Origin of the sequence: Actinomyces faecalis, assembly GCF_013184985.2 — a bacterium.
In the GTDB taxonomy this organism is placed as follows: Bacteria; Actinomycetota; Actinomycetes; order Actinomycetales; family Actinomycetaceae; genus Actinomyces; species Actinomyces faecalis.
In genome coordinates this window covers 617699-643700 of sequence record NZ_CP063418.1, presented here as the reverse complement: position 1 = coordinate 643700, position 26002 = coordinate 617699, and the positions used below count along the sequence as shown (strand labels likewise).

Below are 26002 nucleotides of genomic sequence, written 5' to 3'. Positions count from 1 at the left end.
CTCATGTGAGCCCGCTCGGCGCCCGACCGTTGACCACCGGGCGGGAACAGAGTACCTTTTTCTTTGGTTTAGCGTGAAACCTTGAAAGGGATCATGATGTCCTCCCCACTATCTGACGCCACCGCGCAGCTCTCCCCCGCGCCCGCGCGTCCCGATGCGATCGTCGAGGTCGGGCAGGACACCCGCTTCACGGTACTCACGGACCGCCTCATCCGTATGGAGCACTGCGCCAGCGGCCAGTTCGTCGACGCCGCCACCCAGCTGGTACTCAACCGCGACCTGGGCCCCGCCCCCGCCTTCGAGGTGGTCCGCGGTGAGGATCGCGTCGAGATCCTCACCGAGCACCTCCACCTCACCTATCAGCCCTCTCGCGGCTTCTCTCGTTCGGGACTGAGCGTGAGTCTGCGGACCGCAGTGCTGTCCCCACACGGAGGCACGTGGCACCACGGGGAGACCTGGAATCCTGAAGAAACCTACCCGACTAACTTGGGTGGCACCTGCCGCACTCTGGACGAGGTGGACGGACGCGCGCTCCTGAACCCAGGACTCCTGGCCCTCAACGGCTACTCCCTCATTGACGACTCCGGCTCATTGCTCCTCCTCAACGACCAGTGGGTGCAGCCACGCCCAGGCACCAGCCCCATCGACGGCTCAACGGCGGACGAGGATCTGTACCTCTTCGGATACGGCCAGGACTACCAGGCTGCGCTGCGCGACTTCTTCCAGCTGACCGGACCGACCCCACTGATTCCCCGTGCATTGCTGGGCAACTGGTGGAGCCGGTATCACAAGTACTCCGAGCAGTCCTACCTTGAGCTCATGGACCGCTTCGAGGAGGAGGAGCTGCCCTTCTCAGTCGCCGTCATCGACATGGACTGGCACTGGGTCGATATTGATCCCGCCATCGGCAACGGCTGGACGGGATACACCTGGAACACTGACCTGTTCCCCAACCCCCAGCGTTTCCTTGACGCCCTGCACGCCCGGGGCATGGAGGTCACACTCAACCTCCACCCGGCCGCAGGCATCCGCCGCCACGAGGACGCCTACGAGCCCATGGCCCGCCAGCTCGGCCTGGACCCAGACAGTGGTAAGGAGATCCCCTTCAACATCGGGGACAAGGACTTCACCGCCGCCTACCTCACCCATGCCCACCACACTCTGGAGGAGCAGGGCGTGGACTTCTGGTGGCTGGACTGGCAGCAGGGCGGCGTCACGGACATCCCTGGCCTGGATCCACTCTGGATGCTCAACCACGTTCACTATCTCGACTCTGGACGTGAGCGCACCCGCACCACCGGAGACGGTTCGGTGGAGACCTATCGACGCCGTCCGGTGACCTTCTCCCGTTTTGCTGACGCGTCGAGCCACCGCACTCCGGTCGGCTTCTCTGGCGACACTGTCACCACCTGGGAGTCGTTGGTGTTCCAGCCAGAGTTCACTGCGACTGCCGCCAACATCGGCTACTACTGGTGGTCTAACGACATCGGTGGTCACATGTTTGGTGTCAAGGACTCGCAGATGATGGCGCGGTGGGTCCAGCTGGGGTGCTTCTCCCCCATCAACCGCCTGCACTCGACGGACTCAGTGTTCAACTCCAAGGAGCCCTGGCGTTACTCCCGCGAGGCACGCGCCACCATCGAGGCTCATCTGCGTCTGCGTCACCGCTTAGTGCCCTACCTCTACACCTGGGCCCGGCGTGCACACACTGAAGGGCTCGCGCCCGTCCGACCCGTTTACCACGACTACTCACGTCAGATGGGCGCCTACGCGTCGCGCACACAGTTCCTCTTCGGTGACCTCATGGTTGTCCCCATGGTCAGCCAGGCCGATCCGACGACGTCGCTAGCTCGCCAGAGCGCCTGGCTGCCGGAAGGAACATGGTTCGATCTACCTACCGGACGACGCTATGAGGCTGGTGCTGACGGCGCGATGATGAGCCTGTCGCGTCCGCTGGATCAGATTCCTGTGCTCGCCCGCGCCGGACAGGTCCTGGTGGGAGCAGAGGACCTGAGCGAGGCAGCCGGAGACAACCCGCGCCACCTGGGTGCCATCGTGGTCCCCGGTGCCGACGGCGAGTTCGTCCTGGAGGAGGACGACGCCTCCCCCGAGCCCGGTGAGGATGGCGTGGTGCGCACCCGTTTCACGCTGACCTGGGACGAGGAGGCTGCCACCGCGCGCCTGGAGGTCACGCAGGAGGGGGCCGACGGCGTCGCGCCGGCGGAGCGCGAGCTCACCCTCCACCTGCTCAGCACGGGCGGCCAGGTCAGCGCGAGCGTCGCTGGCAGGCCGGTGGAGGTCACTGAGCGTGAGGCTGACGGCTTCACGCTGGGCGGGGGCCTGGACGTGCACGTGGGCACGGTGCGACCGGGCGAGGACGTCGTCATCGAGCTCTCCGGGGTCACCACCGAGCCTCCTTCCCTGGCTGACGAGGTCTTCACCATCCTGGAGCCGGCCGAGCTGGAGTACCAGGTCAAGGACCGCGCCTGGCAGGTTGTCACCAGCGGGGCGCGCGGGGGCGCGCTGTTGTCCGGGCTGCGTGCAGTAGGACTGCCCGAGGAGATCCTCACGGCCGTAGCCGAGATCGCATGAGGTGGGCTCCGCCCCGTCTCCTGTCATAGCCCCGTCCCTGTCCCCTCATCGTTTTCGCTCGTGAACAGTCGGTTTCGCAGCGGGCCGCTGCGAAACCGACTGTTCCGGGGCGTAAGCGACGCGCCTCCAGCCGAGGAGTACCCATGACCACCGCCCCCTCACCCACGCACACCCACCCCCAACCTGAGCCACCTGGCTCCGCCACCCTTCCTCTGGCCGGCCGGGTCGTCATGGTCACCGGCGTCTCGCGCCGGGCCGGGATCGGCTATGCCATCGCCTGCCGGGCCGCCCAGATGGGGGCAAGCCTGTTCCTCCAGCACCTTGCCCCGCACGACGCCGCCCAGCCCTGGGGTGCCGACGACGTCGCTGCCGTGGTCGAGGGCGTGCGCAGCCACCTCGTGGTCGGGGCGCGCGTGGCCCATGCCGAGGCAGACCTTGCCGATCCCACCGCTCCTGCGGCACTGGTGCGCCAGGCGGTCAACGAGCTGGGGGACCTCAACGCCCTGGTGTGCAACCACGCTGCCTCCGGCCACGACGGCACACTCACCCAGGTCACCGCCACTGACCTCGACCACCACTGGCAGGTCAACGCCCGCTCCAGCCTCCTGCTGGTCCAGGCCCTGGCCGAGCACCGTCGGCACTCTGCCTCCCCACCCTGTGACGCCGCCCCGACGCCGGACATCACGTCTGTAACTGACGCTGCGCCAGTCATGAGTGCCCAGCCAAGCACCAGCACCCAACCGACCCAGGCCATCACGTCAGCTCAGCCCACCGCACCAGCCTCGCACGCTGCGGCCTGCCGGACCGCCGTGCCTGTCCAGGTACCAGCCAGGCGGGAGGGCCCGGAGCTCGCCACAGCCGTCGTCCTCATGACCTCGGGGCAGGGCGAGGGCCCGATGCCCGGAGAGATCGCCTACGCCACCTCCAAGGCGGCACTGGCCGGCATCACCCCCTCGCTCGCGGCCGGCCTGGCCGAGGAAGGCATCCGGCTCAACACGGTCAACCCCGGTCCCGTGGACACCGGCTACATGAGCCCCGAGCTGATTGCTGCCCTTGCGCCTCGTTTTCCCGGCGGCCGGATGCCGACGACGGCGGATCCAGCCCGGCTCATCACCTGGCTGCTGACTGACGAGGCCGCCTGGGTCACCGGGCAGGTCATCTCCACCGAAGGAGGCTTCCGCCGTTCCTGACGGAGCCCTTCAGGGGCGCTATCGCTACAGGCAGGGGCAGGGTGGCTTCCGCGGATCAACGGCGAGGGGTCCCGCCAGTCCTGTCATCGCGCACCGCATCCGGGCACCGCCATTGCTAGTGCCGTAGCGCTGGCAGCGGCAGTCACGGTCTGACTGGTACCTGCGCGCTGCGGCAGTCTCGCTCAGCGCCGTGGCGCCGGTCCCGTCGTCCCACGGTCACTGAGGGTGGCGGGCATGGACACGTGCTCGTCTAGTCCCGGCTCCTTGATGAGGCGCACCAGCATGTTGCCTGCGGTATGGCCCATCTCGTAGGCATCGACGTCGGCCGCGCTGAGCAGGACCTCGCCACCACCGCCGGACACGAGGGCCCCCATCGACATCGCAGACAGGTCACGTGGCACCTCCAGGCCCAGTGCCTGTGCTGCTGCCAGGATCCCGGACAGGACGGCAGGGTTGTTGCTCAGCACCGCCGTGCAGCCCTCAATCAGCCCCTCGGCCCCCACCAGCTGGCCGCCGAAGGTGACATTGTCTGTCAGCGCCCGGTAGATGCCGGTCAGCCCCACACGCTGGGCCACCGAGCGCACGGCCTCATGCTGGGCCTGGTAGGCGCGCGCGGTCTCGATATCAGGGCTGCGAGTGACGATGAGGACGCGCTCATGGCCGAGCCCCGCCAGGTGCCGCATGGCCAGCTCGGACATCTGGTCAAAGTCTGCGTCAATCGAGGGCGCACCCCCGCCGCGTCCGGACGTACCGATGAGGACCGTGGGCACCCCCTCCTCCAGCAGGAGGGCCTCGCGCTCGTCATCAATAGCCACGTCCATGAGGATGGCCGAGTCAATGGATCGCGAGCGGATGAGGTCGTGGAGGTTGTCCTGGGGCCGCGAGCGCAGACCCATCGGCACCACGACCTGGATCCCTGAGCTCTCCACCCCCGCCCTCACGCCGTCGATGTAGAGCAGGTCCCCCGCCTCGACCGTCTCGCGCTCCATACGCAGCAGTACGCCCACGCTCCGCACCGAGCGTGAGGCCAGGGAGGAGGCAAGCAGGTTGGGTTGGTAGCCCAGCTCCTGAACGGCCCTGCGCACGCGCTCGCGGGTGGCCTGGCTGGTTGAGCGCTGGCCGGTGAGCACGTAGGTGACGGTCGACGGCGAGACGCCAGCAAGACGGGCCACATCAGCGCGGGTGGCAGCCATGTCTCCTCCTTACCCGCTCGGCGGCCTCAGGTGCGTGCCCCATGATCCTACGGTGGGTGCGCCAGCGGCCGTCTGGGAGGGGGCTGGTGTGAGATGGTCTCAGTGGCCGGTGGCGTACACGGGTCAACTCCGGTACCAGTAGCCTCCTAGACAGGAGTGCCTGGTGGTCTACTCGCCTGCGCCCAGCCAGTGGCGTACCAGGCGGACTTGGCACCGGCGCGGGTGGGAGCGTGGACCTGTTCTGGCCCTCGTACCAGGAGCGGGAGTGCTGGAGCGAGGTCATCCGGCGTGCCCCGCGGGCTCCCACCCGCACCGGGAGCGGACCGTCTCAGGACTTCAAGCCACCTGCGGCCAGGCCTGCAACAATGCGGCGCTGGAAGATGAGCACCATGATCACCAGTGGCAGGGTCATCACCACACCGGCTGCCATCTGCGAGCCGAAGGGGGTGTTGAACTGTGAGGCACCGGTGAACTTGCTCAGCAGCACGGTCGCCGGCTGCATGGTGGGATCGTTGATCATGGTCACCGCCACGAGGAACTCGTTCCAGGCGCCGATGAAGATGATGATGGCGGTGGTGAAGATCCCGGGCGCTGCCAGCGGCAAGATGATCTTGCGGAAGGCCTGACCGGGCGTGCACCCGTCCACCATCGCCGACTGCTCCAGCTCCTGGGGCATCTGGCGGAAGAAGCTGGTCAGGTTCCACACCGCTAGGGGCAGGGAGAAGGACAGGTCCGGGATAATCATGGCCTGGTAGGTGTTGATCCAGCCCCAGGCCGAGAAGTTCTTCAGAAGCGGCACGATGATGGCCACAAGCGGGAACATTGAGGTGGCCAGGACCACCAGGAGCAGGAAGCCCTTGCCGCGGAAGTCCAGACGCGCTAGCGCGTAGGAGGCGAAGGTCGCGATCGCCAGGGCGACGATGGTCACGATCACCGAGACGATGAGGGAGTTGACCAGTCCCTGGGCGAAGTTGTTCTTGGCCCCGAAGACCGCCTCGTAGTTCTCCAGCGAGGGGTTGGCTGGCCACCAGGAGTTGTCAAAGATCTCGGAGTCCGGGCGCAGTGAGGACACGATCATCCAGTAGAAGGGCGCCAGACAGTAGATGACGATGAGGACGATGCCGAAGGTGGAGGCTACCTGCCCCCAGGAGGCGCGCTTGGACGGACGCTCCACGACGCGGCGTCCTGTGACTGCGGTGGCGGTGCTCATACCTCATCTTCCTTCCGGGCGGCAGCAGCGACGACGGCGGAGCCGGGCTTGGTCCCCCGCCGCCAGCCAGGCAGAAAGACCGATGCGGACAGGCGCCCGCCCTTCCTGCGCTTTTTCTCGGTGCTGGCTCCCAGATCAGCACGGGTGATCTTGACGAAGGCGAAGGCGAAGACAAAGACGTACAGGAAGAGGATGAGCGCGTAGGCGGCTGCCGATCCGTAGCGGAGGTTGGAGGCCTCGTCCTGGACGAGCATAGAGATGGTCTCGACGCTGGACTTGCGTGGGCCGATGAGAATGTAGGGAAGGTCAAACATGCGCAGGGCGTCCAGGGTCCTGAACAGCACGGCGACCACGAGGGCGGGCTTGACCAGCGGCAGGGTGATCCGGGTAAAACGCCTCCATGCGTTTGCTCCGTCGATCTTGGCGGCCTCGTAGACCTCATCCGGGATGACCTGGAGGCCAGCCAGGGTCAGCAGGCCGATATAGGGAGCTGTCTTCCACACATCGGCGATGATGATGGCCATCTTGGCGCTGAGGTCTCCCGAGGCCCACATGATGTGTTTTCCCAGGATCGCGTTGGCCACGCCGTTCTGGTTGAAGATCCAGCCCCACAGGATGCCGGAGACGGCGGTGGGGATCGCCCAGGGCACGAGGATGGCGGCGCGCACGAAGCCGCGCCCGCGCATGGCTTTGTGCATGATGAGCGCCATGGACACCCCGAGCACGGTTTCCGCCAGGACGGTGACCACGCCGAACAGGGTGGTGTTCCAGGCCGCGGTCCAGAAGCGCTGCCCGGCGTCAGAGAAGATCGCTGTGTAGTTCTCCAGCCCGATGAAGGGCTCGACGTCGGAGACAAAGCCGGTCTCAGGGTCCAGGCCCGCCTTGCCGAACAGGGACTGGTACAGGGACTGGAGAACCGGGATGATGATGACGATCATCAGGACGATGACCGTCGGGGTCATGAGGATCCACGCGAGCCGGGACTGTGCCCGGGTGGTCGTGGACCGCCGTCCGAGCGCGGACGGCGCATACTTCGTTGTGCTCATGGGTGTCCTTCGATAGCAACAGACCGGGCCTAGGGGCACGACCTCGGTGCCGCACCCCAGGGTGCGCGCCAGGGGGAGACGTGCTACGCCGTCGTTCCTGACGGGTCCTGGCCGCCGCGGGTGCGCGGCGGCCAGGACCTTGGTCAGCTCAGGGCCTTCAGAGCCGTCTCCAGGGAGGCGATGGCCTCCTCGGCACTGGTCTCCTGCTTGATGGCCGGGTAGATCGCGTCCTGGATCGCAGCGGTGACGTCACCGTAGGCCACGGCCTTGGGACGGCCCTTGGCGGCGTCAAGGGACTCGCGCAGCGTGGGCAGGTAGGGGAACTTCGCCAGCATGTCGGAGTCCTCGTACAGAGAGGCTGTGATGGGGGCCAGTGTCTGGGTCTCCAGGGCGTACTTCTCGGACTCGGCGGAGGTGAACCACTTGACGAACTTCAGTGCCGTCGCCTTGTTCTTGGAGAAGGCCGAGATACCGCAGTTGTGTCCCCCCAGGGTCGGGACGAAGGTGTTCCCACCCAGGCTCGGCAGCGCAGCGACGCCGAACTTTTCCTCTCCCAGGGTCTCGAGGTTATTGGCGTACTGGTACGGCCACTGGCGGTAGAAGAGCAGGTTGCCGGCCTCGAAGGCATTGCGGCCGTCCTCCTCGCTCCACTCCAGGGCCTCGGTGGGGATGTAGCCGTTCTTGAAGCCGTCAACGAGCAGCTGCAAGCCCTCGATGGCCTGCGGGGAGTTGATCGTGACGGCGCCGGAGTCATCGACGAAGGATCCTCCGAAGGTGTTGATGAACTCGCTGGCGCAGCAGGTCAGGCCCTCATACTTGGCGAACTGCCCCCCGAATCCGCCGATCTTCTCGTGGCCAGCAACCTTGCGCACAGCGTCGACGGCGGCGATGACCTCTTCCCAGCTGGTGGGCACCGGGACGCCGGCCTCGTCAAGGAAGTCCTTGCGGTAGTACATGATTGAGGAGTCGGTAGCGAAGGGCATGGCGTAGAGCCTGTCCATGTACAGGCCCGTGTTCCACACCGACTCGATGATGTCGGGGTCAGCCAGCTCGTCCTTGGGAAGCTCGACGATCCACTGGTTGGCAGCGAACTCAGCCACCCACACGTTGTCTACTGAGATGACGTCATAGGCGTCAGACTTGGTCTGGGCGTTGTTGATGAAGGACTGGCGCTGCTGGTCCGCCTCGGCGCTGAGCTCGATGAGAGTGACCTGCTCGTCAGGGTTCTCCGCGTTCCACTGGTCGATGCGCTTTTGGACCATGCCGCCAGAGTTGTCCTTGCCCTGGACCCAGGTGATCGGGCCAGTACCTTCGAAGGTGCCCGAGGACGCGGCCGAGCCCGAGGAGCCGGAGCCCTTGTCCTTGGAGCCGCAGGCGGCTGCCGCAGCCAGGGCCGCAGCGACGGCAGAGGCCTGGATCAGACGACGGCGTGGAAGTGAGGTGGCCATGAGTCTTTCCTCCTTGAATGACGGCGTCGCAGGAGTGCCTCGTTACTCCCCTACTACTATCGACGCGCGTCGACTCGCGAACCACACTAACCCCGACCAGCCCGTAAGGCCGAGGAAGAGGCCACCTTGTCATCATTTTGTTATCGACCATGTGGTCATCTTCGCGCCCCCGTCATGACCCTCCATCCCCAGGAGCTGGCATAATGGCGCGGTTGCGATGAGGAGCACGATGAGCACGAGACCCACCCCGCCAGACCGCCCACAGAACCCCTCCACCGAGGTCATGACGTTCCGTCCCGACGCCAGGTTCTGGCTGGTCTACGCCTGCCTCATGACCGTGCAGTTCCTGGCAGCGCTCTACCACACCGTCGTCGCCACCGCCTTACCGACAGTGATCGGCGAGCTGGGCGGAGTCGCCCACATGTCATGGGCCATCACCGCCTACACCTTGGGCCAGACCCTGGCGATGCCCCTGTACGGCAAGGTGGGCGACCTCGTCGGGCGCAAGCACCTCTATCTCCTGGCCATCGCCCTGTTCGTAGGCGGATCCGCCCTGTGCGGGGCAGCCCCGGACATGATGGCCTTCACCGTCTTCCGCTTCGTCCAGGGCCTGGGCGGAGGCGGGCTCATGATCTGCTCCCAGGCCATCACCGGCGACCTCATCCCGCCACGCGTGCGAGGCAAGTACATGGCCCCGATGGGCGCGATGTTCGGAATCGCCGCGATCCTGGGCCCCCTACTCGGAGGGTGGCTCACTGAGTGGCTTGGCTGGCGGAGCATTTTCTGGTTCTTCCTGCCTTTCGGCCTGTTCGCCTGGATCGCCGTCGCTATCGCCCTGAAGATGCCTCGCCGTCGCACCCGCCTGAACATTGACTGGGCTGGGCTCGCCCTCGCCAGTATCGGCGCCACAGGCATCGTGCTTCTGGCGACCTGGGGCGGCACCACCTACGCCTGGACAGATCCGCTCATCATCACCCTGGGGGTCATCACCGTCCTCTCCTGGGCAGCTCTCATCCCCGTCGAGAAACGCGCCCACGACCCCCTCATGCCTCTGTCGATCTTGACGAACCACACCTTCATCGTCGCGACCGTGGTTGCCGTGCTCATGTGTGCCTGCATGTTTGGCATGAATGGCTACCTGCCTACCTACGTCCAGATGGTTCACGGCGTCTCCCCCACCGTCTCCGGGCTCGTGCTCGTTCCCGGCGCGATCGCCATGTTCCTGGGGTCCGTGACCTCCGGCTGGCTGGTCTCGCGCACCGGCCGGTACAAGATCTATCCGGTCCTGGGCTCGCTCCTGGCAGCCTGCGGCATGGCCGTGCTCGGGCTCATCCCCTCTGACGCCCCCGTGTGGTGGTTTGGCGTGGGAGTGTTCATCCTGCAGCTGGGCGTGGGTATGTTCCTGCAGCTGTCCGTCCTCATCATCCAGAACGCCCTACCCGCCAGGGTACTGGGCACGGCCACCTCGACCAACAACTTCTTCCGCGAGATCGGTGTCAGCGTGGGCAACACCGTGGTCGGAGTTCTCTTTACCTCGCGTCTGACTGGCAGCCTGTTAGCAGTAGGACTGAGCAGCCAGGACGCCACGTCGCTCACTCCGGCAGCGATCGCCTCAATGGATCCCAGCACACAGGCCCACATTTCTGCTGCCTACCAGGATGCTCTCGGCCCCGTGCTTCTCGGGCTAGCACCCGTGCTCGTCGTCGCCGCCCTCGTCGCCCTGGCCTTCCGCCCCATCCCACTGTCGGTCAAGACCGGTCTGGAACAAGTCGCTGACGAAGAAGCCCGCAAGCAGAGCTGACAGCCGCCCCTTCCCACAGGCCGTCTTCCTCTGCGGGTGCTCTCGTTCCAACCCGCGAGTACACGCTCGTTGGAGACTGGTACGTCAGTGGAGATCCTCAGGAGGAGCCTCGTCAAAGCGAGGCCCGTGAGGCTCCGGCTATGACACGTACGCCGTCACGCAGCCCTGGCCTGACAGAGGTCGCTGCGCTGCTGGCGTCTCGACGGCGACTGTCAGCTACGTTCCATCAGGCAAGCGGGCAGTAAGCGCGTGCGAGCCGCGATCACCGAGCTCGGTGATACGTGAGCCGACACGGCGCGGCATCCGTGTGCCTGAGGACATGGCCGTATGCGGCCAGGGCTTTCCGATAAGGAATGGCGACCTCATTCCACTGGTCGTCCAGAATCGTCTGGGTCTCCGGCGGCCAGGAGGTCGTCACCCAGCTTGGAGCCTGATCTCCAGCGGCTCCACCTGGCAGACCGGACATGAGCACGACTGTGCTCTCGCCACGCTCGCGCGCGGTCATCAGCCAGCAGGCCGCGCACGTCGCAGTGTGGAGCCGATGACCAGCCACCGGTAGGAAGCTTGACGGCGCTGATGCCAAGCTGCGCGGCGGTGTCGAGAACCGACGCGGGGGACGGGACACTGATCCGTGCCCCGCCCTCATTCATCGAGCGCACCAAGGCGTCAGCGACGATCGTGGTGCTCAGGGAATCGCGGGCGCCAGTCTGCGGGATAGGCAGCCTGGCGGGTCACACCGGTGGATACGACGTACTCATCTGCTTCAGCCAGAGAAGGAACCGAAGGCATCTCGATGCTGCCCGCGAGCCACGGAAGGACATCAATCTCATGGACAGCAGAGTTGGTGATCGTGGCGGAAGAGTCCTGACCTGGGTAGGCCTCGACGTTGCGGTGGCAGGAGTGGGTCATGAGGAGCGCCCCCTCGCTGCCGGAGGCTAGGCGTGCTTTCATCGCACGGTAGCTGGGGTCGAAGCGGCGCATGAACCCCACTGTGAGCAAAGGACGCTCCAGCGCGTCGTGCTTGCGGATGATCTCCCCGGCTTCTTCCACGGTGAGCGTCAGCGGCTCCTCACACAGGACCGGCAGGCCGGCGTCGAGGCAGGCGTGGACGAGCTCAGCATGGAAGGGGTCAGGCACAGCGATGATGACGGCGTCAACGAGACCAGAGGACATCATCTCCGTTCCGGACACGAAGGGTGCGACCGTGCGCGGCGGTCATGAGTATTCCTCTCCATTGAGATCACCGAGGGCGCTGCACGCTCGGCGATATCGCATCTCAACGCTTACTTACTGGCGTCCAAGGTCCCGGGATCACAAAGGACCGGGTGGCCGCCCATGGCGACCACCCGGTCCTTCCCCGCCGTCGGCCACGTGCCGTCTCGGCGACAGGAGTGTCAGGTCATCCCGTTAACTCTTGAGTGCACCATCGGTGATACCAGCGATGAACTGCTTGGCCCCCACGAAGAAGATGAGGAGCAACGGCACCACGGAGATCAGCGCGGAGGACATGAGCATGCCGTAGTCGGTGCCGTGCGCGGTCTTGAGCTGACTCAGAGCCACCTGCAGGGTGAGCCTGGAGGGATCGTTGAGCACGATGAGTGGCCACATGAAGTCATTCCACGAGCCAATGAAGGTGAACATCCCCAGGAAGCCCAGCGCCGGGCGGATCATGGGCAGGCACACGTGGACGTACTGGCGCCAGAAGCCGCAGCCATCGATCCTGGCCGCCTCTAGCAGCTCGCTGGGGATAGAGCTCGCCGCATACTGACGCAGCCAGAACACACCGAAGGCACTGGCCAGCGACGGGAAGATGAGGGCCTTGAGGTCCCCCACCCAGCCCAGCTTGCTCATCACCAGGAACTGCGGGATGGTGGCCAGCTGCGCAGGCAGCAGGAAGGTAGCCATCACCACGCCAAAGAACGCCTTCTTGCCCGCGAACTCATACTTGGCAAAGGCGAAGGCCGCCAGCGAGGAGATGAGCAGGACCAGGAAGGTGACACTGAAGGCAACGACGGCCGTATTGGACATCGCCGCCCAGATATTGATCCGGGAGAAGATAGAGGCCAGGTTCTCCCCCAGCTTGTCTCCCGGGGTCAGCACCGGCGGGAACTGATAGATGACCTCCGAGCTGTGCGTCGCCAGGACAACCATCCAGTAGAAGGGAAAGATCGCCAGCAGGGCGCCGGCCGTCAGTGCCACGTGACGAGCAATCGCCCACTTGCTCCGGTAGGTCAGTCGTGGACGACGCGCTGGACGGGAGCTGATCGACGGCCCGGACAGAGCTGGGGAGACGGTCTTGACGGACAGGCTCATGAGCGCCTCCCCTTCTGCTCCTTGGTCACCAACCAGTTGATGGCTGAGAAGAACATGACGACGACGAACACACCCCAGGCAATCGCCGCACCATAGCCGTAGCGGTTCTCCTGGAAGGCGACAGAGTAGAAGTACATGACCATCGTCAGACCCGAGTTGCCCACGCCACCGGCCGATGCCGCTCCCGAGGAGTTGGAGGAGGTCAGCACCTGAGACTCAGTGAAGGACTGCAGCGAGCCGATCGTGGACATGAGCGTGACGAACAGGACGATCGGCCGGAGCTGAGGCAAGGTGATCTTGAAGAAGATCTGCCAGGAGTTGGCGCCGTCAATGGCAGCGGCCTCGTACTGCGTCTTGTCGATGGCCTGGAGCCCGGCCAGAATGAGCAGGGCGTTGTAACCCACGAAGCTCCACGTCGTCAGGCAGGCGATTGCGATCTTGATACCCCACTCGCTCTGCAGCCAGGGAATCGGGTCCCCACCGAACAGGCTCACCAGGGCGTTGGCCAGGCCAAAGCGTGAGGAGAAGATCGAAGAGAAGAGGATACCCATAGCCACCATCGAGGTGACATTGGGGACCAGGTAGATCACCCGATAGGTCGTGGACAGACGCAGGGTCGAATTCAGCATGAGGGCGACGATGGTCGCCAGGGTCAGGGTTGGGACCGTGCACATCACCCACAAGATGAGGGTATTGCTCAGGGACTTGTAGAACAGCCTGTCTGTGATGAGGTACTGGAAGTTCTCTAGCCCGATGAAGTGGATGTCCCCCAGTCCTGACCAGTTGGTGAAGGCGAGCAGCATGGTGAAGACCATGGGCATCGCCCCGAAGGCGAGGAAGAAGAGAAAATAGGGTGAGATCGCCAGGTAGGGGGACCACGAACCGCGTTGACGGCGCCGACCGCCTCGGCTGCTGCCGCCCGCCCTGTGGGCGGCAGCAGCCGAGGTCGTTCGGAGGGAAGGATGAGCCACCATCGTGCCTCAGACCGTCAGGCCGATCTGCTTGGCGATGCGCTTGGACTCCTCCACGGCGTCCTTCCACGCAGCCTCGGGGTCCTTGCCTGAGGACTCGACCAGATCGATCTGGGCGATGAAGGGAGCCTGGACGGCGGAGTGGTTGGGGTCCTCGTAGAGGACCTCGATCGTCTCAGCGACGGCACCGAAGACCTCGGCGGCCTTCTGCCCACCCAGGAAGTCCACCGGTCCCGCGACCTGCGGGTCGGAAAAAGCCTCAGGAGTGGACGGGAAGTTGCCCTTGTCCACGTATTCCAGGACCTGGTTGGCCGGGCTGAGAATGAACTTGATGAGCTCGAAGGAGGTCTCGGGGTCAGCCACTCCCGCCGGGATCGTGAGGAAGGAGCCGCCGTTGTTGGTGGCGGGGCCTGGGTGGGCACACACGTGCCACTTCCCTGCCGTCTCCGGAGCGTCAACCATGAGGTCAGCCAGGTGCCAGGAGGCGCCGAAGTCCGCGGGCAGGCGGCCCTCATTGACTGCCGCGGCGGTATCAGCGGTGTTGGACTCGATCTTGGCTACGATGCCAGCGTCAAGGGCCTTCATCGCCGTGTCCCACGCCTCGCGGATGTGGTCGCCATCGCCGATGTACGTGCCCGACTCATCGATGTATCCCTTGCCTGACTGGGGCCAGACCGTGTCGAAGATGCCGGAGGTGTTACGGACCAGGAAGGTATCCGGCTTGGCGTCCAGAAGCTTCTTGCCCAGCTCAATGAACTCGTCCCAGGTGCGGATCGCCGCAGCAAGCTCATCAGGGTCAGAGGGCAAGCCCGCTTCCTCAAAGACGTCAAAGCGGTAGAACAGGGCGGTCGGGCCGATGTCGATCGGAACACCCAGCTGCTTGCCGTCCGTGGTCGTGGCCTGAGCCCACTTCCACTCCAGGTACGTGGACTTGAGGTCCTCGGCCCCCAGGGTGTTGAGGTCCACGAAGTAGTCGGCGTGCTGACGGAAGAACGCGATGTCCTCACCCTTGACGCCGGCGATGTCCGGCAGGCCGCTGCCTGCGGTAAATGTGGTGGTGAGCTTCTGCTTGAAGTCGCCACCGATAACGTCCTGGCGCACAGGATGGTCCGGGAACTGCGCGGCCACAGCGTCCAAGACGTCCTTCCCAAAGCCCTCGGGCCAGGTCCACAGGACCATCTCGTCACTACCCGAGCCGCTGCTCTTGGAGGGGGAGGTTGAGGTCGAGCACCCCGCCATGGCCCCCGCACCGAGCACGCCCAGGCCGAGGGCGCCGGTGCGCATCAACGTGCGTCGCGACAGCTGCATCGCAGTCTCCTTGTCTGCTTGGGCGGGACCGCTGCGTGACCCCGCCACGTCCACCCCGGCCATCGGGGTGGACGTTGATCAAATTTTGTCATGCCACCCGGGAACCGTCGCACCGCGCCGTGATACCAGGAGAGACTCACTCCCTGGGTGCGCGGGGGAACGAAGAGGCTGTCACAGTTTCGCCTCCCTTGGTGAACTGCTAGTTAACTCTGCGAACAGGCCGATAGACATGGTTCTTCAATTCCCATCGGGCGATCCCGACGCACCGTAGCGTAGCATCTCGTGGCGACTCATGACACATCCTGACGTCCTTGATCGATTGTGCACATTTTTTCTCTCCCTCAGCTACGCTCCTGCCATGCTGAAGTCCGTTCGGCAGGAGTCCGTTCTCGCCCTCCTGCAAGCGCGAGGGAGCGCCAGTATCACCGAGATCGCTGATGCTCTGGGCGTCAGCCCTGCAACGACGCGGCGCGACATCATGTCCCTGGAGAAGAAGGGCCTACTCACCCGGACCTGGGGAGGGGCACAGATCCCCACCGACATCGATGACCCCTTCCAGGAGGAGGTCGGCCGCAACGGCTCCGCGAAGCAGCGCATTGGCGCCGCCGCCGCGTCCCTGGTCAAGGATGGGGACACCGTCATCCTTGATATCGGAACGACCCTCCTGTACGCGGCCATGGCCCTGGCCTCCCGCCGCATCACCGTCGTGACCGCCTCCATCCCGGTGTTCGAGCACCTACGGGGCCGGCCCAATATCCGGCTCACGCTCCTGGGCGGGCACTGGTCAGAGGCCTATCAGTGCTTCGACGGCCTGCCTGTGGTTGACGCCCTGGCCCGCCAGCAGGCTGACCTGGCCTTCCTGGGGTGCTCAGGGCTGTCTGAGACAGGGCGGGTCAGAGACACCTCCCACTCCCAGGCAGCCATCAAGAGGGCGATTCTCCAGGCAGCCAGCTCCAGCTACCTGCTCTTCGACGCCGACAAGCTCGTCGGGCAGGGTGACTCCTCGCCCTTCGATGTCACCGCAGTCGATGGCATCATCACCGATGCGTCTCTTCCCGAGCCCCTGGCACGGATCTGCCAGGACTCGTCCTCATCCGTCATCACAGCCTGACCATGACGCGGCCCCTGCCACCCCGGCCAGCTGCCGCGACCGAGCATCCACCCATCGGCACGGCCCCACCCCCAGTGCCCCGCCACAACACACCGACGTCTTGATAGGAGGCCCCGTGCACAAGGACCGCACACTGGTCGAGGAGCGCATCGAGGAGCTGCGCTGGCGCCTGGCCCCCCACCTGTACCGGGTCATCGCCCCGTTGTCCGCCACAGCATGGAAGGTTCCTGGCGAGCCGGTCCCCTTTGAGCAGGCACGCGCCCACGACCTGGGCGGCAGCTTCACCGCGCTGCCCGTGGGCAGCTGGTGGGGACCGGCCTGGAGCACCTGGTGGATCCGCGTTGACGGCACGCTGCCCACCGGCCTCCCCCAGGAGGATCGCGAGCGTCTGGAGATGCGCATCGACCTGGGCTTCGAGGGGGACTGGGCAGGTAATCAGTCCGAGGGCACGGTCTTCACCATCGAGGGGCACCCGCTCAAGGGCGTCAATCCCATGAACCGCACTGTGCGCCTGGCCCGCGGGACCACGGCAGAACGGCTCCGGCAGGCCGGCACCCCCATCATCGGCGCCGACGGCGGCGTCAGCCTGTATATCGAGGCCGCCGCCAACCCCAATATGGGCGACTACATGAACAAGCCGAGCCCCAACGGCGATCTGCCCACGCGCAGCCCCGACCCGCTGTGGCAGTTCCGCGGGGCGGAGCTGGTGTGCCGAGACGACGAGGTGTGGCACCTCAACCTGGACGTTGAGGTGCTTGACGGCCTCATGCGACGCCTCCCTGAGGACTCCACCCACCGGGCCGTCCTGCTGCGTGGCCTGGAGAAGGCCACTGACGCCGTCGACTCGGCCGGGATCGTCGCGGGCGCCGCCGCTGCACGCAAGATCCTGGCCCCGCTCATCGCCTCGGGGGCCAACGCCTCGGCCCAGCACTTCACTGCCGTAGGCCATGCCCACATCGACTCCGCCTGGCTGTGGCCACTGCGCGAGACCCGCCGCAAGGTGGTACGGACCTACTCCAACGTCGTCGCTCTGGCCGAGGAGTACCCCGACCTCCACTTCGCCTGCACCTCAGCCCAGCACTACCAGTGGCTCAAGGAGGGCTCGGCCGAGGTCTTCTCCCGGGTCAAGGAGCTTATCGACGCCGGCCAGTGGGACGTCGTAGGAGGAATGTGGGTCGAGTCGGACACGAACCTGCCCAGTGGTGAGTCCCTCGTGCGCCAGCTGACTAGCGGCCTGAGGTGGATGCAGCGTGAGCTGGGCGTGCGCCCGGACTGCCTGTGGCTTCCCGACTCCTTCGGCTACACCGGAGCCATGCCGCAGATCGCACGGCTGGCAGGAATGAAGTGGTTCTTCACCCAGAAGATGTCCTGGAACCAGACCAACACCCTGCCCCACCACTCCTTCTGGTGGGAGGGGATTGACGGCACTCGCATCTGGACCCACTTCCCGCCCGTGGACTGCTACGACTCCATCATCAGCCCTGAGGAGGTGACCAAGGCCGAGCGGAATTTCAAGGAGAAGGGCCGCACACCTTTCTCCCTGCTGCCCTTCGGCTACGGCGACGGCGGAGGCGGTCCGGTGCGTGAGATGGTTGAGCGCGCCCGGCGCTTCGCCGATCTGGAAGACGCTCCACGGATCGAGCTGGGCTCCCCTGACAGCTTCTACCGTGCTGCGATCGAGCACGAGGACCAGGCCCCGGTGTGGCGAGGGGAGATGTACCTGGAGTTCCACCGTGGCGTCTACACCTCCAACCACGCGCTCAAGCAGGGCAACCGACGCACTGAGGCCGCCCTGAGCGCGCTGGAGTGGCTGGCCGCCATGGCCGGGCGGGTCGGCGCCCCCTATCCGCACGAGGAGCTGGAGTCCCTGTGGCAGCGCATGGAGCTGCTCCAGTTCCATGACATCCTGCCTGGTTCGTCCATCGCCTGGGTCAATCGTGAGGCCCGTGAGGAGTACTCGCGCCTAGCCGCTGAGATCGAGGCCCTGACCGGGCGCGCCTGGGCGGCGCTGACCGCCCAGGCCCAGGACGACGCCGTGAGCACCGCTGGCCAGGCCACCTCCTGGCTCCATGACCTGCCTGAGATGACGGTACTCAACCCTGCGCCCCAGGCGAGGCGCGAGGTGGTGGACCTGTCCGCTGCTCCGGGTGGTCAGCCGGCCAGCGGCGACCGCACCCCCCGGCTGGCGCTGGTCGAGCTGGGCGGTCGGTGTGCTCTCCCGCTCGCCCAGGCCACCGTCGAACCACGTCACCAGGTGAGCCTGACTCGCCGCGACACCCAGCTCGTGCTCGACAACGGACTCGTGCAGGCCGTGATCGGCCCTGACGGCAACCTGAGCTCGGTGACAGACCTGGCGAGTGGTCGCGAGCTGCTGCTACCGGGGACGGCGGGCAACAGACTCGTCCTCCACCCTGACCACCCCAGCTGCTTCGACGCCTGGGAGCTGCAGCACCACTACCGTCATGGGCGCACGGAGATCAACGCCGTTGACGCCATCGACGTCACGGTCGACACCGAGCTGCGCGCCCAGGTCAGGGTGCGCCGCTCCTTTGGCTCCTCCACAGCCGTCCAGACGATCACACTGGACGCGGACTCCCGTTGCCTCGACCTGGGGCTGGACATCGACTGGCAGGAGCGGGCCCGCGTGCTCAAGGTCGACTTCCCGCTGGCGGTGCGGGCCACCCACTCGGTCGGGGAGATCCAGTTCGGTTCCATCGAGCGTCCCATCGCCCCCAACACCTCATGGGACGAGGCTCGCTTTGAGACCAGCGCCCACCGCTGGCTGCTGCTGTCCGAGCCCGGCTACGGGGTGGCCCTGGCCAACGAGTCGACCTACGGTCACGACGTCCTGCCTGCCGGGGGCAGCGCGACGGCGCCCACCAGCGGTGTCACGGCACGCCTGACCCTGCTGCGCTCACCCCAGGCTCCTGACCCGGAGGCTGACCGTGGTCACCACTCGATCCGCTACGCCCTGGTTGCTGGCGCCGACCTGGCCAGTGCGCGCCAGGCCGGTGAACGTGCCAATGAGCCCGTCAGGCTGATGCCCGGGGCCCTGCATCTGCCGCCGCTAGCGAGGGTAGATGGCCTGACTCCGGCCTCGGCCGCGGTGGTCGACACCGTCAAGACCGCCTTCGATCGCAGCGGTGATCTCGTGCTGCGGCTGCATGAGGATGCCGGCGCCCACAGCATCATCGACCTCACACTGGCCATTGACGCAGCCGGTATCGGGGAGGTGGACCTGCTGGAGGATCCGGTGGACCACCCCACCCAGGAGCTGCCTGACGGCGCCCTCGCCGCTGGCGCGCCTGTACGCCTGTCCCTCCACCCCTTCCAGATCCTCACCCTCAAGGTGGCCCTCGCATGAAGCTTCTTCTCATCTGCCTCGACGGCCTGCGTGCCGACCTGGCCATGCCCTCCCTGGTGGCGGCGGATCCGGCTTTCGCCTCCCCTGACCACCCATCTGACCCACGCTTCGTGTGCGAGCAGGTTGCCAGTGGCGGCACGGTGCCAGACCACACCCTCAGTCTCGATGAGGTACCCGGGTGCCTGGCCCCTACACTGACCAGGCTGGCGCGTGGGGACGAGACCAGCCAGGGACGGCTGATCCCTGTGTGGATGACTCCGCCCACCGACTCCGGACCGGGCTGGGCCTCGCTACTGACCGGCTCCACCCACGAGCAGTGCAACGTGTGGTGGAATGAGTTCGTGGGCCATGACCTGGCCAGGCGCCCGGACATCCTCTCACGGCTGTTCTTCGCCAACCCGGCTGCGCGTACCATCGCCGCGGCCACCTGGGACGCCTTCACTCAGGCCAGTGGCCCTGGCCCGATCATCCACTCGCGCGTAGACCAGCAGCGCACTGGTCAGCACCAGCTCTTCCACCCGGGCCATGATGGTTCCTTGGAGTCCTTGCTCGCCTCAGATGACGCGGTGCGCACCTGGGCCTCATGGAAGCTGTTGCACGAGGGACCGGACGGGGCCGTGGTCTACCTTGAGGGGGTCGACGCGACCGGCCATGCCTATGGCGCCGATTCCGCCAGGTACCGTGAGGCGGTCTCACGGGTGGATGAGGCCACGCGTCATCTCGTCAAGGCTGTGTCCGAGCGTCATGAGCAGCTGGGTGAGGACTGGCTCATTGCGGTCACCACCGACCACGGACACAAGCCTGAAGGCGGTCATGGTGAGGATGAGGTCGAGGTCCGCCGTTCCTTCCTGATCGTCCACCGAGTGGGGGGCCCGCTGCCCGCTGCCGCCACCAGGCCCTCGGTACTGCGCCCTGAGCAGGTGATGAACCTGCTGCTGGAGTGTGTCGGTGCGCAGCAGGGGTCATGGCAGGCCCCCGACCTGGGCGTCCTGCGCGACATCACTGCGACCGGCCCCACGCGGGACCCGCGTTTCGAGTGGTGACCCCCTCGCCCGCCCCCGTCCCAGGCGCCTGCTGGCCCCTGGGATCCTGCCGGGCTCCGAGCAGCTCAGTGGGGCGAGGAGACGGTCCCGCCACTGCCCCACACGCGCAGGCGTGTGAGACGTCCCTGGAACGGATCAGCCTCCTGCCCTCCGTACTCACCTGCACCCACGCGCCAGCGCCATGGACCGGCCAGGAGAGGCAGCCGGCTGTGGCCGTCATCGCGTCCGACCCGGTCGCCGTCGACCCACAGACCACAGGCACGCGCCGCCGCGTCCTGCGGCGCACCATCTCCAGCCTGGCTCCAGCCGCCACTGATGACCACCGTGACCTGCGCACCCACCTCGAGCTCGTGGGAGGTCTGCCAGGTCTCAGCCCACGGGCGCTGCCCAGGCCCTGTGCCTCCCTGCGCGCCAGCAAGGTAAGCCTGCCAGCCAAGGAAGTTCTCGGTCGACAGGCTCAGTGCCGCCAGCGGCTCAGGCGAGCCATCCGGTGCGCTCAGTCCCGATGTCAACCGGCACATGATGACCTGCCAGGAGTCAGGCATTGTGCGGGGCAGACTGATCTCCAGTTCCATGACATGGCGGCCACCAAGCTCAAGCGTGAGCTCACTCGAGGCCAGGACCTGCGGGTCGGACTCCTCCATCAACAGCTCCAGGCCATCGGCCTGCCAAGGCCGCTTCTGGCCACCCAGGGACGCAGGGAGCGGGAAACGGAACTGGTCCTGCGGGCGCGCCAGGGCCAGGGCGCGGCGGGCCGCGACCGAGGCCATGACTGTGCCGTCACTGGCACCGGGGCTGAACGACACGACCTCGCACTGGCCCCGGTCCGTGTCAAAGCAGTACAAGCGGGCCGCCCCGCCGCCACCGTAAGGAAGCTCCTGGTAGTTGACGGCGTGGATCTCGCGCCCCTGGTAACGCAGGCGGGTCGAGGGCCACTCGTGCCCGCCCAGGACGAGGAAGACCTGCTCATGCCCGGCCAGCACCTGGATCAGGCGCTCGCCGTGCTCGGTCAGCTCGCCGGGACCGGTGGGGACGCCGTCGCTATCGCGATGGTGGAGGGCGACGTCATGAGTCACGAGGACGGTCGGCAGCTGCGGGTGCGCGGCCAGCAGCTCCTGGGCCCATCGGTAGGTCTGCTGAGTCGGCCGCCAGTCCAGGGTGAGCACCGCGACCCGGAGGGCCTCGTCCCCGCCCACCGGCAGGACCTTCCAGGTGGAGTACCCGCCTGGCCCAGTCACCACCGGCGTCTGGCTCAGGCCCGCCTCCGACAGCGCCTGAACGAGGTCACCGTGCGGACCAAAGGCCCGGAGGAAGGGAGTGGTCCCGCGGGAGTCGTCTGTGGTCTGGTCGATGTCATGATTGCCGGCTACCACGCTCATCCCCGCGCCCAGGCTGCGGCATCCCTGCGCCAGGACGGTGGCGGCCGACTCACACTCCTGCGCCCACCCATGCTCGGTGACGTCCCCCACGTGGATGACGTGCGCGACCGGCCCGGTCTGGCAGGAGCGGGCGATCTCACGTGCCTGGGAGAAGGTGCGTTCCAGGAGGTCCGGGCGCTCACGCTCACCGTCGAAGAGGTACTGCGTGTCTCCAATGACGAGGAAGGCAAAACGTGCCATGTCTACTGGCTCCTTCCCAGGAAGGCGGGATGAGGTGTCGTTATCCCACTCTACGCTTGCCATCATCCTTTACTCACTCTCAATACCACAGCGCATGATGAAAGATGTCATCACACCTTGATACATGAGCAACACGTATTATCCCTCTTCTATCGTCAGGAGCGTCTTGCATGAGCACTGAACACGGCTGCCACACCGGCCCCACCCCCGCGGGGGGATCGCTGCCCTCCCAGGTCCAGGCCATCTTGTTCGACATGGATGACACTCTCGTCGACTCTGAACGCGCCTGGGTCGCCGCCGCGAACCGTCTGTGGACCGAGGGCGGAGCCACCTGGCCCGCCCCGGTCATCCCCGGAGGCACGATTGAGGACCTGGCCAAGGCCTACCAGGACGAGCTGCCCGGGGCAGACCTGCAGGCCACCACGGCCCGCCTACTGATCCTGCTCGACGAGGAGCTGGGAGACCACGTGAGCCCCATGCCCGGCGCGGCGGAGCTGGTGGGCCGGATCAACCCGGCGATCCCGATCGCCGTAGCGTCCAACTCCCCCTCCGCCGTCGTGCGCCGTACCATCACCGCGCTGGGCTGGGACAGCCGCTTCCGTGCCATGCTGGGTACTGACGACGTCGCCCGCTCCAAGCCCGCCCCAGACCTCTACCAGGAGGCTGCCCGTCGCTGTGGCGCCGAGCCCAAGCACTGCCTCATCTTCGAGGACTCCCCGATGGGCGCCCAGGCCGCCCTGGCCACAGGAGCCTTCGTCGTCACGCTCGGCCGCACCACCACGGGCGACGCCGTCGTCCCCGACCTCCTCGACCCACTCATCACCTCCTGGAACCCGGAGCCGCTGTCATGATTGATTCCCCCAGCCTCACCACCGCCCCACGCCCCCACCTCGTTCCCAGTCCCCAGGTCCTGTCATGGCTGCCCGGCAGCGTGAGCCTGGCCGGCGGCGTGCACGTCAGCGGCGGTGAGCTGGCACCCGATGCGGTGGCCGTCCTCATCGAGCGTCTCACCCGCTCTGCCGGCACCGGCCGCACTGACGCCCCGGAGGCGACCGAGCTGCGTCTGACCCACGATCCCTGCGTACCTGAGGAGGGCTACAGGCTCCTCGCGCAGGACGGAAAGATCACCCTGGCCGCCCGCACGCCCGCCGGCTTCGGGTGGGGAGTACAGACGATCCTCCAGCTCCTGCCGGCGCGGGTCCTCGGCCCCGGGCCGATTGACCCCGCCAGCCTCGTGCTGCCGGCAGTGCGCATCGAGGACGCCCCTGCCCACTCCTGGCGCGGCTCGCACCTGGACGTGGCACGCCACTTCCTGCCTCTCCAGGGGCTCGAGCGCCATCTGGAGATGATGGCGCTGCACAAGCTCAACGTCCTCCATCTTCACCTCACTGACGACCAGGGCTGGCGCCTGCCCGTGGAGGACTACCCCCTGCTCACCGACGTCGGCGCCTGGCGCCCCGGTGACGTCCCCGGCCACCAGCCTGCGCCGGACACCAATGACTGTGATGACGTGGCCCACCACGACGGCGTGCGCCACGGAGGCTTCTACACCGTGGCTGAGATCCGCCACCTGGTGGCGCGAGCACGTCAGCTGGGGATCACGATCATGCCCGAGGTGGACATGCCCGGGCACATGGAGGCGGCGATCGCCGCCTATCCCGAGCTGGGGTGCGGCCACCCGCGCCACCCGCGCACCTGCTGGGGCATCTCCTGGCACGTCCTGTCCCTGACCCGTACAACCCTCGACTTCTGCCGCACCGTCCTGGACACGGCCATGGACCTGTTCCCAGGCTCCCCCATCCACGTTGGCGGGGACGAGTGCCCTGGGGAGGAGATGCTCATCGACCCGCGCACGCGCGAGACCATGGCACGGATCGGGGCCAGCACCCGGGCCCAGGCACAGGCGTGGTTCGAGGCCGAGGTGTGCTCCCACGTACTCAGTGCCGGGCGACGGGTCGTGGCCTGGGACGAGGTGGTCGAGGGCGAGATCGACCCAGCGGTGACGATCATGTTGTGGCGGGACTGGGGGAGCTTCGCCGACACAGCTCTCACCCGCGGACATGACCTCATCGCCGCTCCCGCCTCACTGACCTACTTCGACTATGACCAGGTGACCGGCCCCCACCGTCCGGTGTCGATCGGCCAGGCCCTGCCACTGGAGAGGACCGCCGGGTTGAGCACATTCCTCCGGCGCTGCGCAGGCACCGGGACCGGTCACCTGCTCGGCGGGCAGTTCCAGCTGTGGACGGAGTACGTGCGTACCTGGTCGCGCGCGGAGAACCTCTTGTGGCCGCGCGGGGCCTCCATCGCCCAGCAGCTGTGGAGCGGAAGCTCCGCAGGTGCCGCCAGCTATGCCGAGCTGGGCTGCCATCTCGAACGGCTCACCGCCTGCGAGGTCGCCTGGTGCCGTGAGGAAGAAGTCCTCGCCGCTCACCCCGATCAGGAGCGTGCTCGCACGACGAGCGGCGAAACCGCGACTGCCGCATATGCAGGCTGACAGGAGCACAATGATGAGCGTTCAGAGGCAACGGACCAATCCAGCGGGGCCAGCGCTGCGCGAGGCCTTGGAGTCATGGGCCCGACGTATCGCCACACAGTGTGGTGATGACGCGGCCCAACGCTTTACTCAGCTCATGCTGGACACCTGGGAGACCACGATGACGTGGCATGGCGATCGAGTCTTCGTCATCACGGGCGACATCCCAGCGATGTGGCTACGTGACTCCTCAGCCCAGGTTCTTCCGTTTATGCGGCTGCTGGACCTACCCGAGGTCGAGCGCACCGTGCGCGGCCTGGTCGCCGAGCAATGGCGGTGCATCAGCGTGGATCCGTACGCAAATGCCTTCAATGCCGGTCCCACTGGAGCGCACTTCGACAGCGAGGATGTTGATCTCAGCCCTGATTTATGGGAGCGAAAGTATGAGATCGACTCGCTGGCCTTCCCGATCAGGCTGGCCGATCATCTCTGGCGTGCCACTGCTGACTCCTCCCACCTGGATGCCACTGCTCACCAGGCGTGTCAGCGGATCGTTGACCAGTGGGAGCTCGAACAAGACCACTCCCGCTCCACCTATCGTCATATCCGCCCCAGTGAGCCGATTGACACCTTGCCCCGTGAGGGCCGAGGCGCACCCGTAGCGGTCACCGGCATGACCTGGAGTGGTTTCCGTCCTTCCGACGACGCCTCCACATACGGCTACAACATTCCTGCTCAGCTCATGGCTGTCTCAGCGCTACGCGCGGTATCCCGCTTCGCTACCGAGCTGTGGCATGACGATGCGCTGGCACAGCAGGCCGCAAGGGTGGCGCAGGAGATTGCTGACGGTGTGGAGAGCTACGGGAGGGCTGGAGAACGGTATCTCTATGAGGTCGACGGTCTCGGCGGCAAGCTCGCCATGGATGACGCCAATATGCCGTCGCTGTTGTCACTCCCTCTCACCTCGGATATCAGCGTGGACGACCCGTCATATCGAGCCACACGTCAGTGGGTGCTGAGTGAAGACAACCCCTTCTTCTACCAGGGCACCTGTGCTCGAGGTATCGGTTCCCCGCACACGCCTGACGGCTATGTCTGGCACATTGCCCTCGCTGTGCAGGGACTCACCGGCGATCTGGAGGAGGCCCGTGAGTGCTTGGCCATGATCCTGGCGACCGATGCCGGCACGGGGATGACGCACGAGAGCTTCCATCCCGATGATCCCACCCAGTTCACTCGTGCTTGGTTCTCGTGGTCGAACTCGATGGCCTGCGAGCTCATGATGGATATCGTCGAGCGTTCCTGACCACGGCCCCG

At 66.2% G+C, this 26002-nt stretch carries 18 protein-coding genes; 9 read left to right on the top strand and 9 right to left on the bottom strand.

What is annotated here, in order from left to right; all coding sequences use genetic code 11:
- Nucleotides 1-96 precede the first annotated feature (96 nt).
- Both HRL51_RS02580 and HRL51_RS11675 read left to right on the top strand, forming a co-directional pair.
- Nucleotides 97-2592 carry a TIM-barrel domain-containing protein gene (locus HRL51_RS02580; RefSeq protein WP_172192506.1) on the top strand — a complete coding sequence of 832 codons (2496 nt, stop codon included), beginning with the start codon at nucleotides 97-99 and terminating at the stop codon, nucleotides 2590-2592.
- Nucleotides 2593-2735: 143 nt separating this feature from the next.
- Nucleotides 2736-3782, top strand: coding sequence for an SDR family oxidoreductase (locus HRL51_RS11675; protein WP_172192372.1), 1047 nt, complete (start codon nucleotides 2736-2738; stop codon nucleotides 3780-3782).
- Between the two features lie 182 nt (nucleotides 3783-3964).
- Here the strand turns inward: HRL51_RS11675 and HRL51_RS02570 are convergent, their stop codons facing one another.
- From HRL51_RS02570 to HRL51_RS02555, 4 genes are all read right to left on the bottom strand, one after another.
- Complete coding sequence (locus tag HRL51_RS02570) at nucleotides 3965-4975, bottom strand: LacI family DNA-binding transcriptional regulator (protein WP_172192370.1); 1011 nt, start codon at nucleotides 4973-4975, stop codon at nucleotides 3965-3967.
- A gap of 328 nt (nucleotides 4976-5303) precedes the next feature.
- Nucleotides 5304-6185 carry a carbohydrate ABC transporter permease gene (locus tag HRL51_RS02565; protein WP_172119656.1) on the bottom strand — a complete coding sequence of 294 codons (882 nt, stop codon included), beginning with the start codon at nucleotides 6183-6185 and terminating at the stop codon, nucleotides 5304-5306.
- Complete coding sequence (locus HRL51_RS02560) at nucleotides 6182-7231, bottom strand: carbohydrate ABC transporter permease (RefSeq protein ID WP_172192368.1); 1050 nt, start codon at nucleotides 7229-7231, stop codon at nucleotides 6182-6184. The genes HRL51_RS02565 and HRL51_RS02560 overlap by 4 nt, the downstream gene beginning before the upstream one ends.
- 143 nt (nucleotides 7232-7374) lie before the next feature.
- Complete coding sequence (locus tag HRL51_RS02555) at nucleotides 7375-8679, bottom strand: ABC transporter substrate-binding protein (protein WP_172119658.1); 1305 nt, start codon at nucleotides 8677-8679, stop codon at nucleotides 7375-7377.
- Nucleotides 8680-8908: 229 nt separating this feature from the next.
- Here HRL51_RS02555 and HRL51_RS02550 point away from each other — a divergent pair, with 229 nt between their 5' ends.
- Nucleotides 8909-10480 (top strand): MDR family MFS transporter, encoded by a 1572-nt coding sequence (locus tag HRL51_RS02550; protein ID WP_172119659.1) that lies wholly within the window; start codon nucleotides 8909-8911, stop codon nucleotides 10478-10480.
- 666 nt (nucleotides 10481-11146) lie between these two features.
- Here HRL51_RS02550 and HRL51_RS02545 read toward each other — a convergent pair.
- The 4 genes from HRL51_RS02545 to HRL51_RS02530 form a co-directional block, all read right to left on the bottom strand.
- The gene (locus HRL51_RS02545) at nucleotides 11147-11671 is read right to left on the bottom strand and encodes a Gfo/Idh/MocA family protein (RefSeq protein ID WP_342355654.1); all 525 of its coding nucleotides are present in this window, start codon (nucleotides 11669-11671) and stop codon (nucleotides 11147-11149) included.
- 216 nt (nucleotides 11672-11887) lie between these two features.
- Nucleotides 11888-12793 (bottom strand): carbohydrate ABC transporter permease, encoded by a 906-nt coding sequence (locus HRL51_RS02540; protein WP_172119661.1) that lies wholly within the window; start codon nucleotides 12791-12793, stop codon nucleotides 11888-11890.
- Nucleotides 12790-13764 (bottom strand): carbohydrate ABC transporter permease, encoded by a 975-nt coding sequence (locus HRL51_RS02535; RefSeq protein WP_216666157.1) that lies wholly within the window; start codon nucleotides 13762-13764, stop codon nucleotides 12790-12792. Before HRL51_RS02535 ends, HRL51_RS02540 begins: the two co-directional genes overlap by 4 nt.
- Nucleotides 13765-13773: 9 nt before the next feature.
- Nucleotides 13774-15072 (bottom strand): ABC transporter substrate-binding protein, encoded by a 1299-nt coding sequence (locus HRL51_RS02530; protein WP_172119663.1) that lies wholly within the window; start codon nucleotides 15070-15072, stop codon nucleotides 13774-13776.
- Nucleotides 15073-15430: 358 nt separating this feature from the next.
- Here HRL51_RS02530 and HRL51_RS02525 point away from each other — a divergent pair, with 358 nt between their 5' ends.
- From HRL51_RS02525 to HRL51_RS02515, 3 genes are all read left to right on the top strand, one after another.
- The gene (locus tag HRL51_RS02525) at nucleotides 15431-16183 is read left to right on the top strand and encodes a DeoR/GlpR family DNA-binding transcription regulator (protein WP_172192364.1); all 753 of its coding nucleotides are present in this window, start codon (nucleotides 15431-15433) and stop codon (nucleotides 16181-16183) included.
- Nucleotides 16184-16298: 115 nt separating this feature from the next.
- On the top strand, nucleotides 16299-19547 hold the full coding sequence (locus HRL51_RS02520) for an alpha-mannosidase (protein ID WP_218957644.1): 3249 nt from the start codon (nucleotides 16299-16301) through the stop codon (nucleotides 19545-19547).
- Nucleotides 19544-20590 carry an alkaline phosphatase family protein gene (locus tag HRL51_RS02515; RefSeq protein ID WP_172192360.1) on the top strand — a complete coding sequence of 349 codons (1047 nt, stop codon included), beginning with the start codon at nucleotides 19544-19546 and terminating at the stop codon, nucleotides 20588-20590. The genes HRL51_RS02520 and HRL51_RS02515 overlap by 4 nt, the downstream gene beginning before the upstream one ends.
- A gap of 65 nt (nucleotides 20591-20655) precedes the next feature.
- On the opposite strand, the gene HRL51_RS02510 is transcribed toward HRL51_RS02515, so the two are convergent.
- Nucleotides 20656-22209 carry a metallophosphoesterase gene (locus HRL51_RS02510; protein WP_172192358.1) on the bottom strand — a complete coding sequence of 518 codons (1554 nt, stop codon included), beginning with the start codon at nucleotides 22207-22209 and terminating at the stop codon, nucleotides 20656-20658.
- Between the two features lie 170 nt (nucleotides 22210-22379).
- Here HRL51_RS02510 and HRL51_RS02505 point away from each other — a divergent pair, with 170 nt between their 5' ends.
- The 3 genes from HRL51_RS02505 to HRL51_RS02495 are packed head-to-tail and all read left to right on the top strand — an operon-like array spanning nucleotide 22380 to nucleotide 25991.
- Complete coding sequence (locus HRL51_RS02505) at nucleotides 22380-23060, top strand: HAD family hydrolase (protein ID WP_172192356.1); 681 nt, start codon at nucleotides 22380-22382, stop codon at nucleotides 23058-23060.
- Nucleotides 23057-24706: a beta-N-acetylhexosaminidase gene (locus HRL51_RS02500; RefSeq protein WP_244960224.1), complete on the top strand. Its 1650-nt coding sequence runs from the start codon at nucleotides 23057-23059 to the stop codon at nucleotides 24704-24706. Before HRL51_RS02505 ends, HRL51_RS02500 begins: the two co-directional genes overlap by 4 nt.
- Complete coding sequence (locus HRL51_RS02495) at nucleotides 24696-25991, top strand: glycoside hydrolase family 125 protein (protein WP_342355662.1); 1296 nt, start codon at nucleotides 24696-24698, stop codon at nucleotides 25989-25991. The genes HRL51_RS02500 and HRL51_RS02495 overlap by 11 nt, the downstream gene beginning before the upstream one ends.
- Nucleotides 25992-26002: the final 11 nt, after the last annotated feature.

What these genes read in the sequence shown, in the direction of transcription:
- HRL51_RS02540 (WP_172119661.1), bottom strand. Translation starts at nt 12,793, where the DNA reads ATGAGCCTGTCCGTCAAGACCGTCTCCCCAGCTCTGTCCGGGCCGTCG.
- HRL51_RS02560 (WP_172192368.1), bottom strand. Translation starts at nt 7,231, where the DNA reads ATGAGCACAACGAAGTATGCGCCGTCCGCGCTCGGACGGCGGTCCACG.
- HRL51_RS11675 (WP_172192372.1), top strand. Translation starts at nt 2,736, where the DNA reads ATGACCACCGCCCCCTCACCCACGCACACCCACCCCCAACCTGAGCCA.
- HRL51_RS02515 (WP_172192360.1), top strand. Translation starts at nt 19,544, where the DNA reads ATGAAGCTTCTTCTCATCTGCCTCGACGGCCTGCGTGCCGACCTGGCC.
- HRL51_RS02495 (WP_342355662.1), top strand. Translation starts at nt 24,696, where the DNA reads ATGCAGGCTGACAGGAGCACAATGATGAGCGTTCAGAGGCAACGGACC.
- HRL51_RS02580 (WP_172192506.1), top strand. Translation starts at nt 97, where the DNA reads ATGTCCTCCCCACTATCTGACGCCACCGCGCAGCTCTCCCCCGCGCCC.
- HRL51_RS02505 (WP_172192356.1), top strand. Translation starts at nt 22,380, where the DNA reads ATGAGCACTGAACACGGCTGCCACACCGGCCCCACCCCCGCGGGGGGA.
- HRL51_RS02500 (WP_244960224.1), top strand. Translation starts at nt 23,057, where the DNA reads ATGATTGATTCCCCCAGCCTCACCACCGCCCCACGCCCCCACCTCGTT.
- HRL51_RS02525 (WP_172192364.1), top strand. Translation starts at nt 15,431, where the DNA reads ATGCTGAAGTCCGTTCGGCAGGAGTCCGTTCTCGCCCTCCTGCAAGCG.
- HRL51_RS02570 (WP_172192370.1), bottom strand. Translation starts at nt 4,975, where the DNA reads ATGGCTGCCACCCGCGCTGATGTGGCCCGTCTTGCTGGCGTCTCGCCG.
- HRL51_RS02550 (WP_172119659.1), top strand. Translation starts at nt 8,909, where the DNA reads ATGAGCACGAGACCCACCCCGCCAGACCGCCCACAGAACCCCTCCACC.
- HRL51_RS02555 (WP_172119658.1), bottom strand. Translation starts at nt 8,679, where the DNA reads ATGGCCACCTCACTTCCACGCCGTCGTCTGATCCAGGCCTCTGCCGTC.
- HRL51_RS02565 (WP_172119656.1), bottom strand. Translation starts at nt 6,185, where the DNA reads ATGAGCACCGCCACCGCAGTCACAGGACGCCGCGTCGTGGAGCGTCCG.
- HRL51_RS02530 (WP_172119663.1), bottom strand. Translation starts at nt 15,072, where the DNA reads ATGCAGCTGTCGCGACGCACGTTGATGCGCACCGGCGCCCTCGGCCTG.
- HRL51_RS02510 (WP_172192358.1), bottom strand. Translation starts at nt 22,209, where the DNA reads ATGGCACGTTTTGCCTTCCTCGTCATTGGAGACACGCAGTACCTCTTC.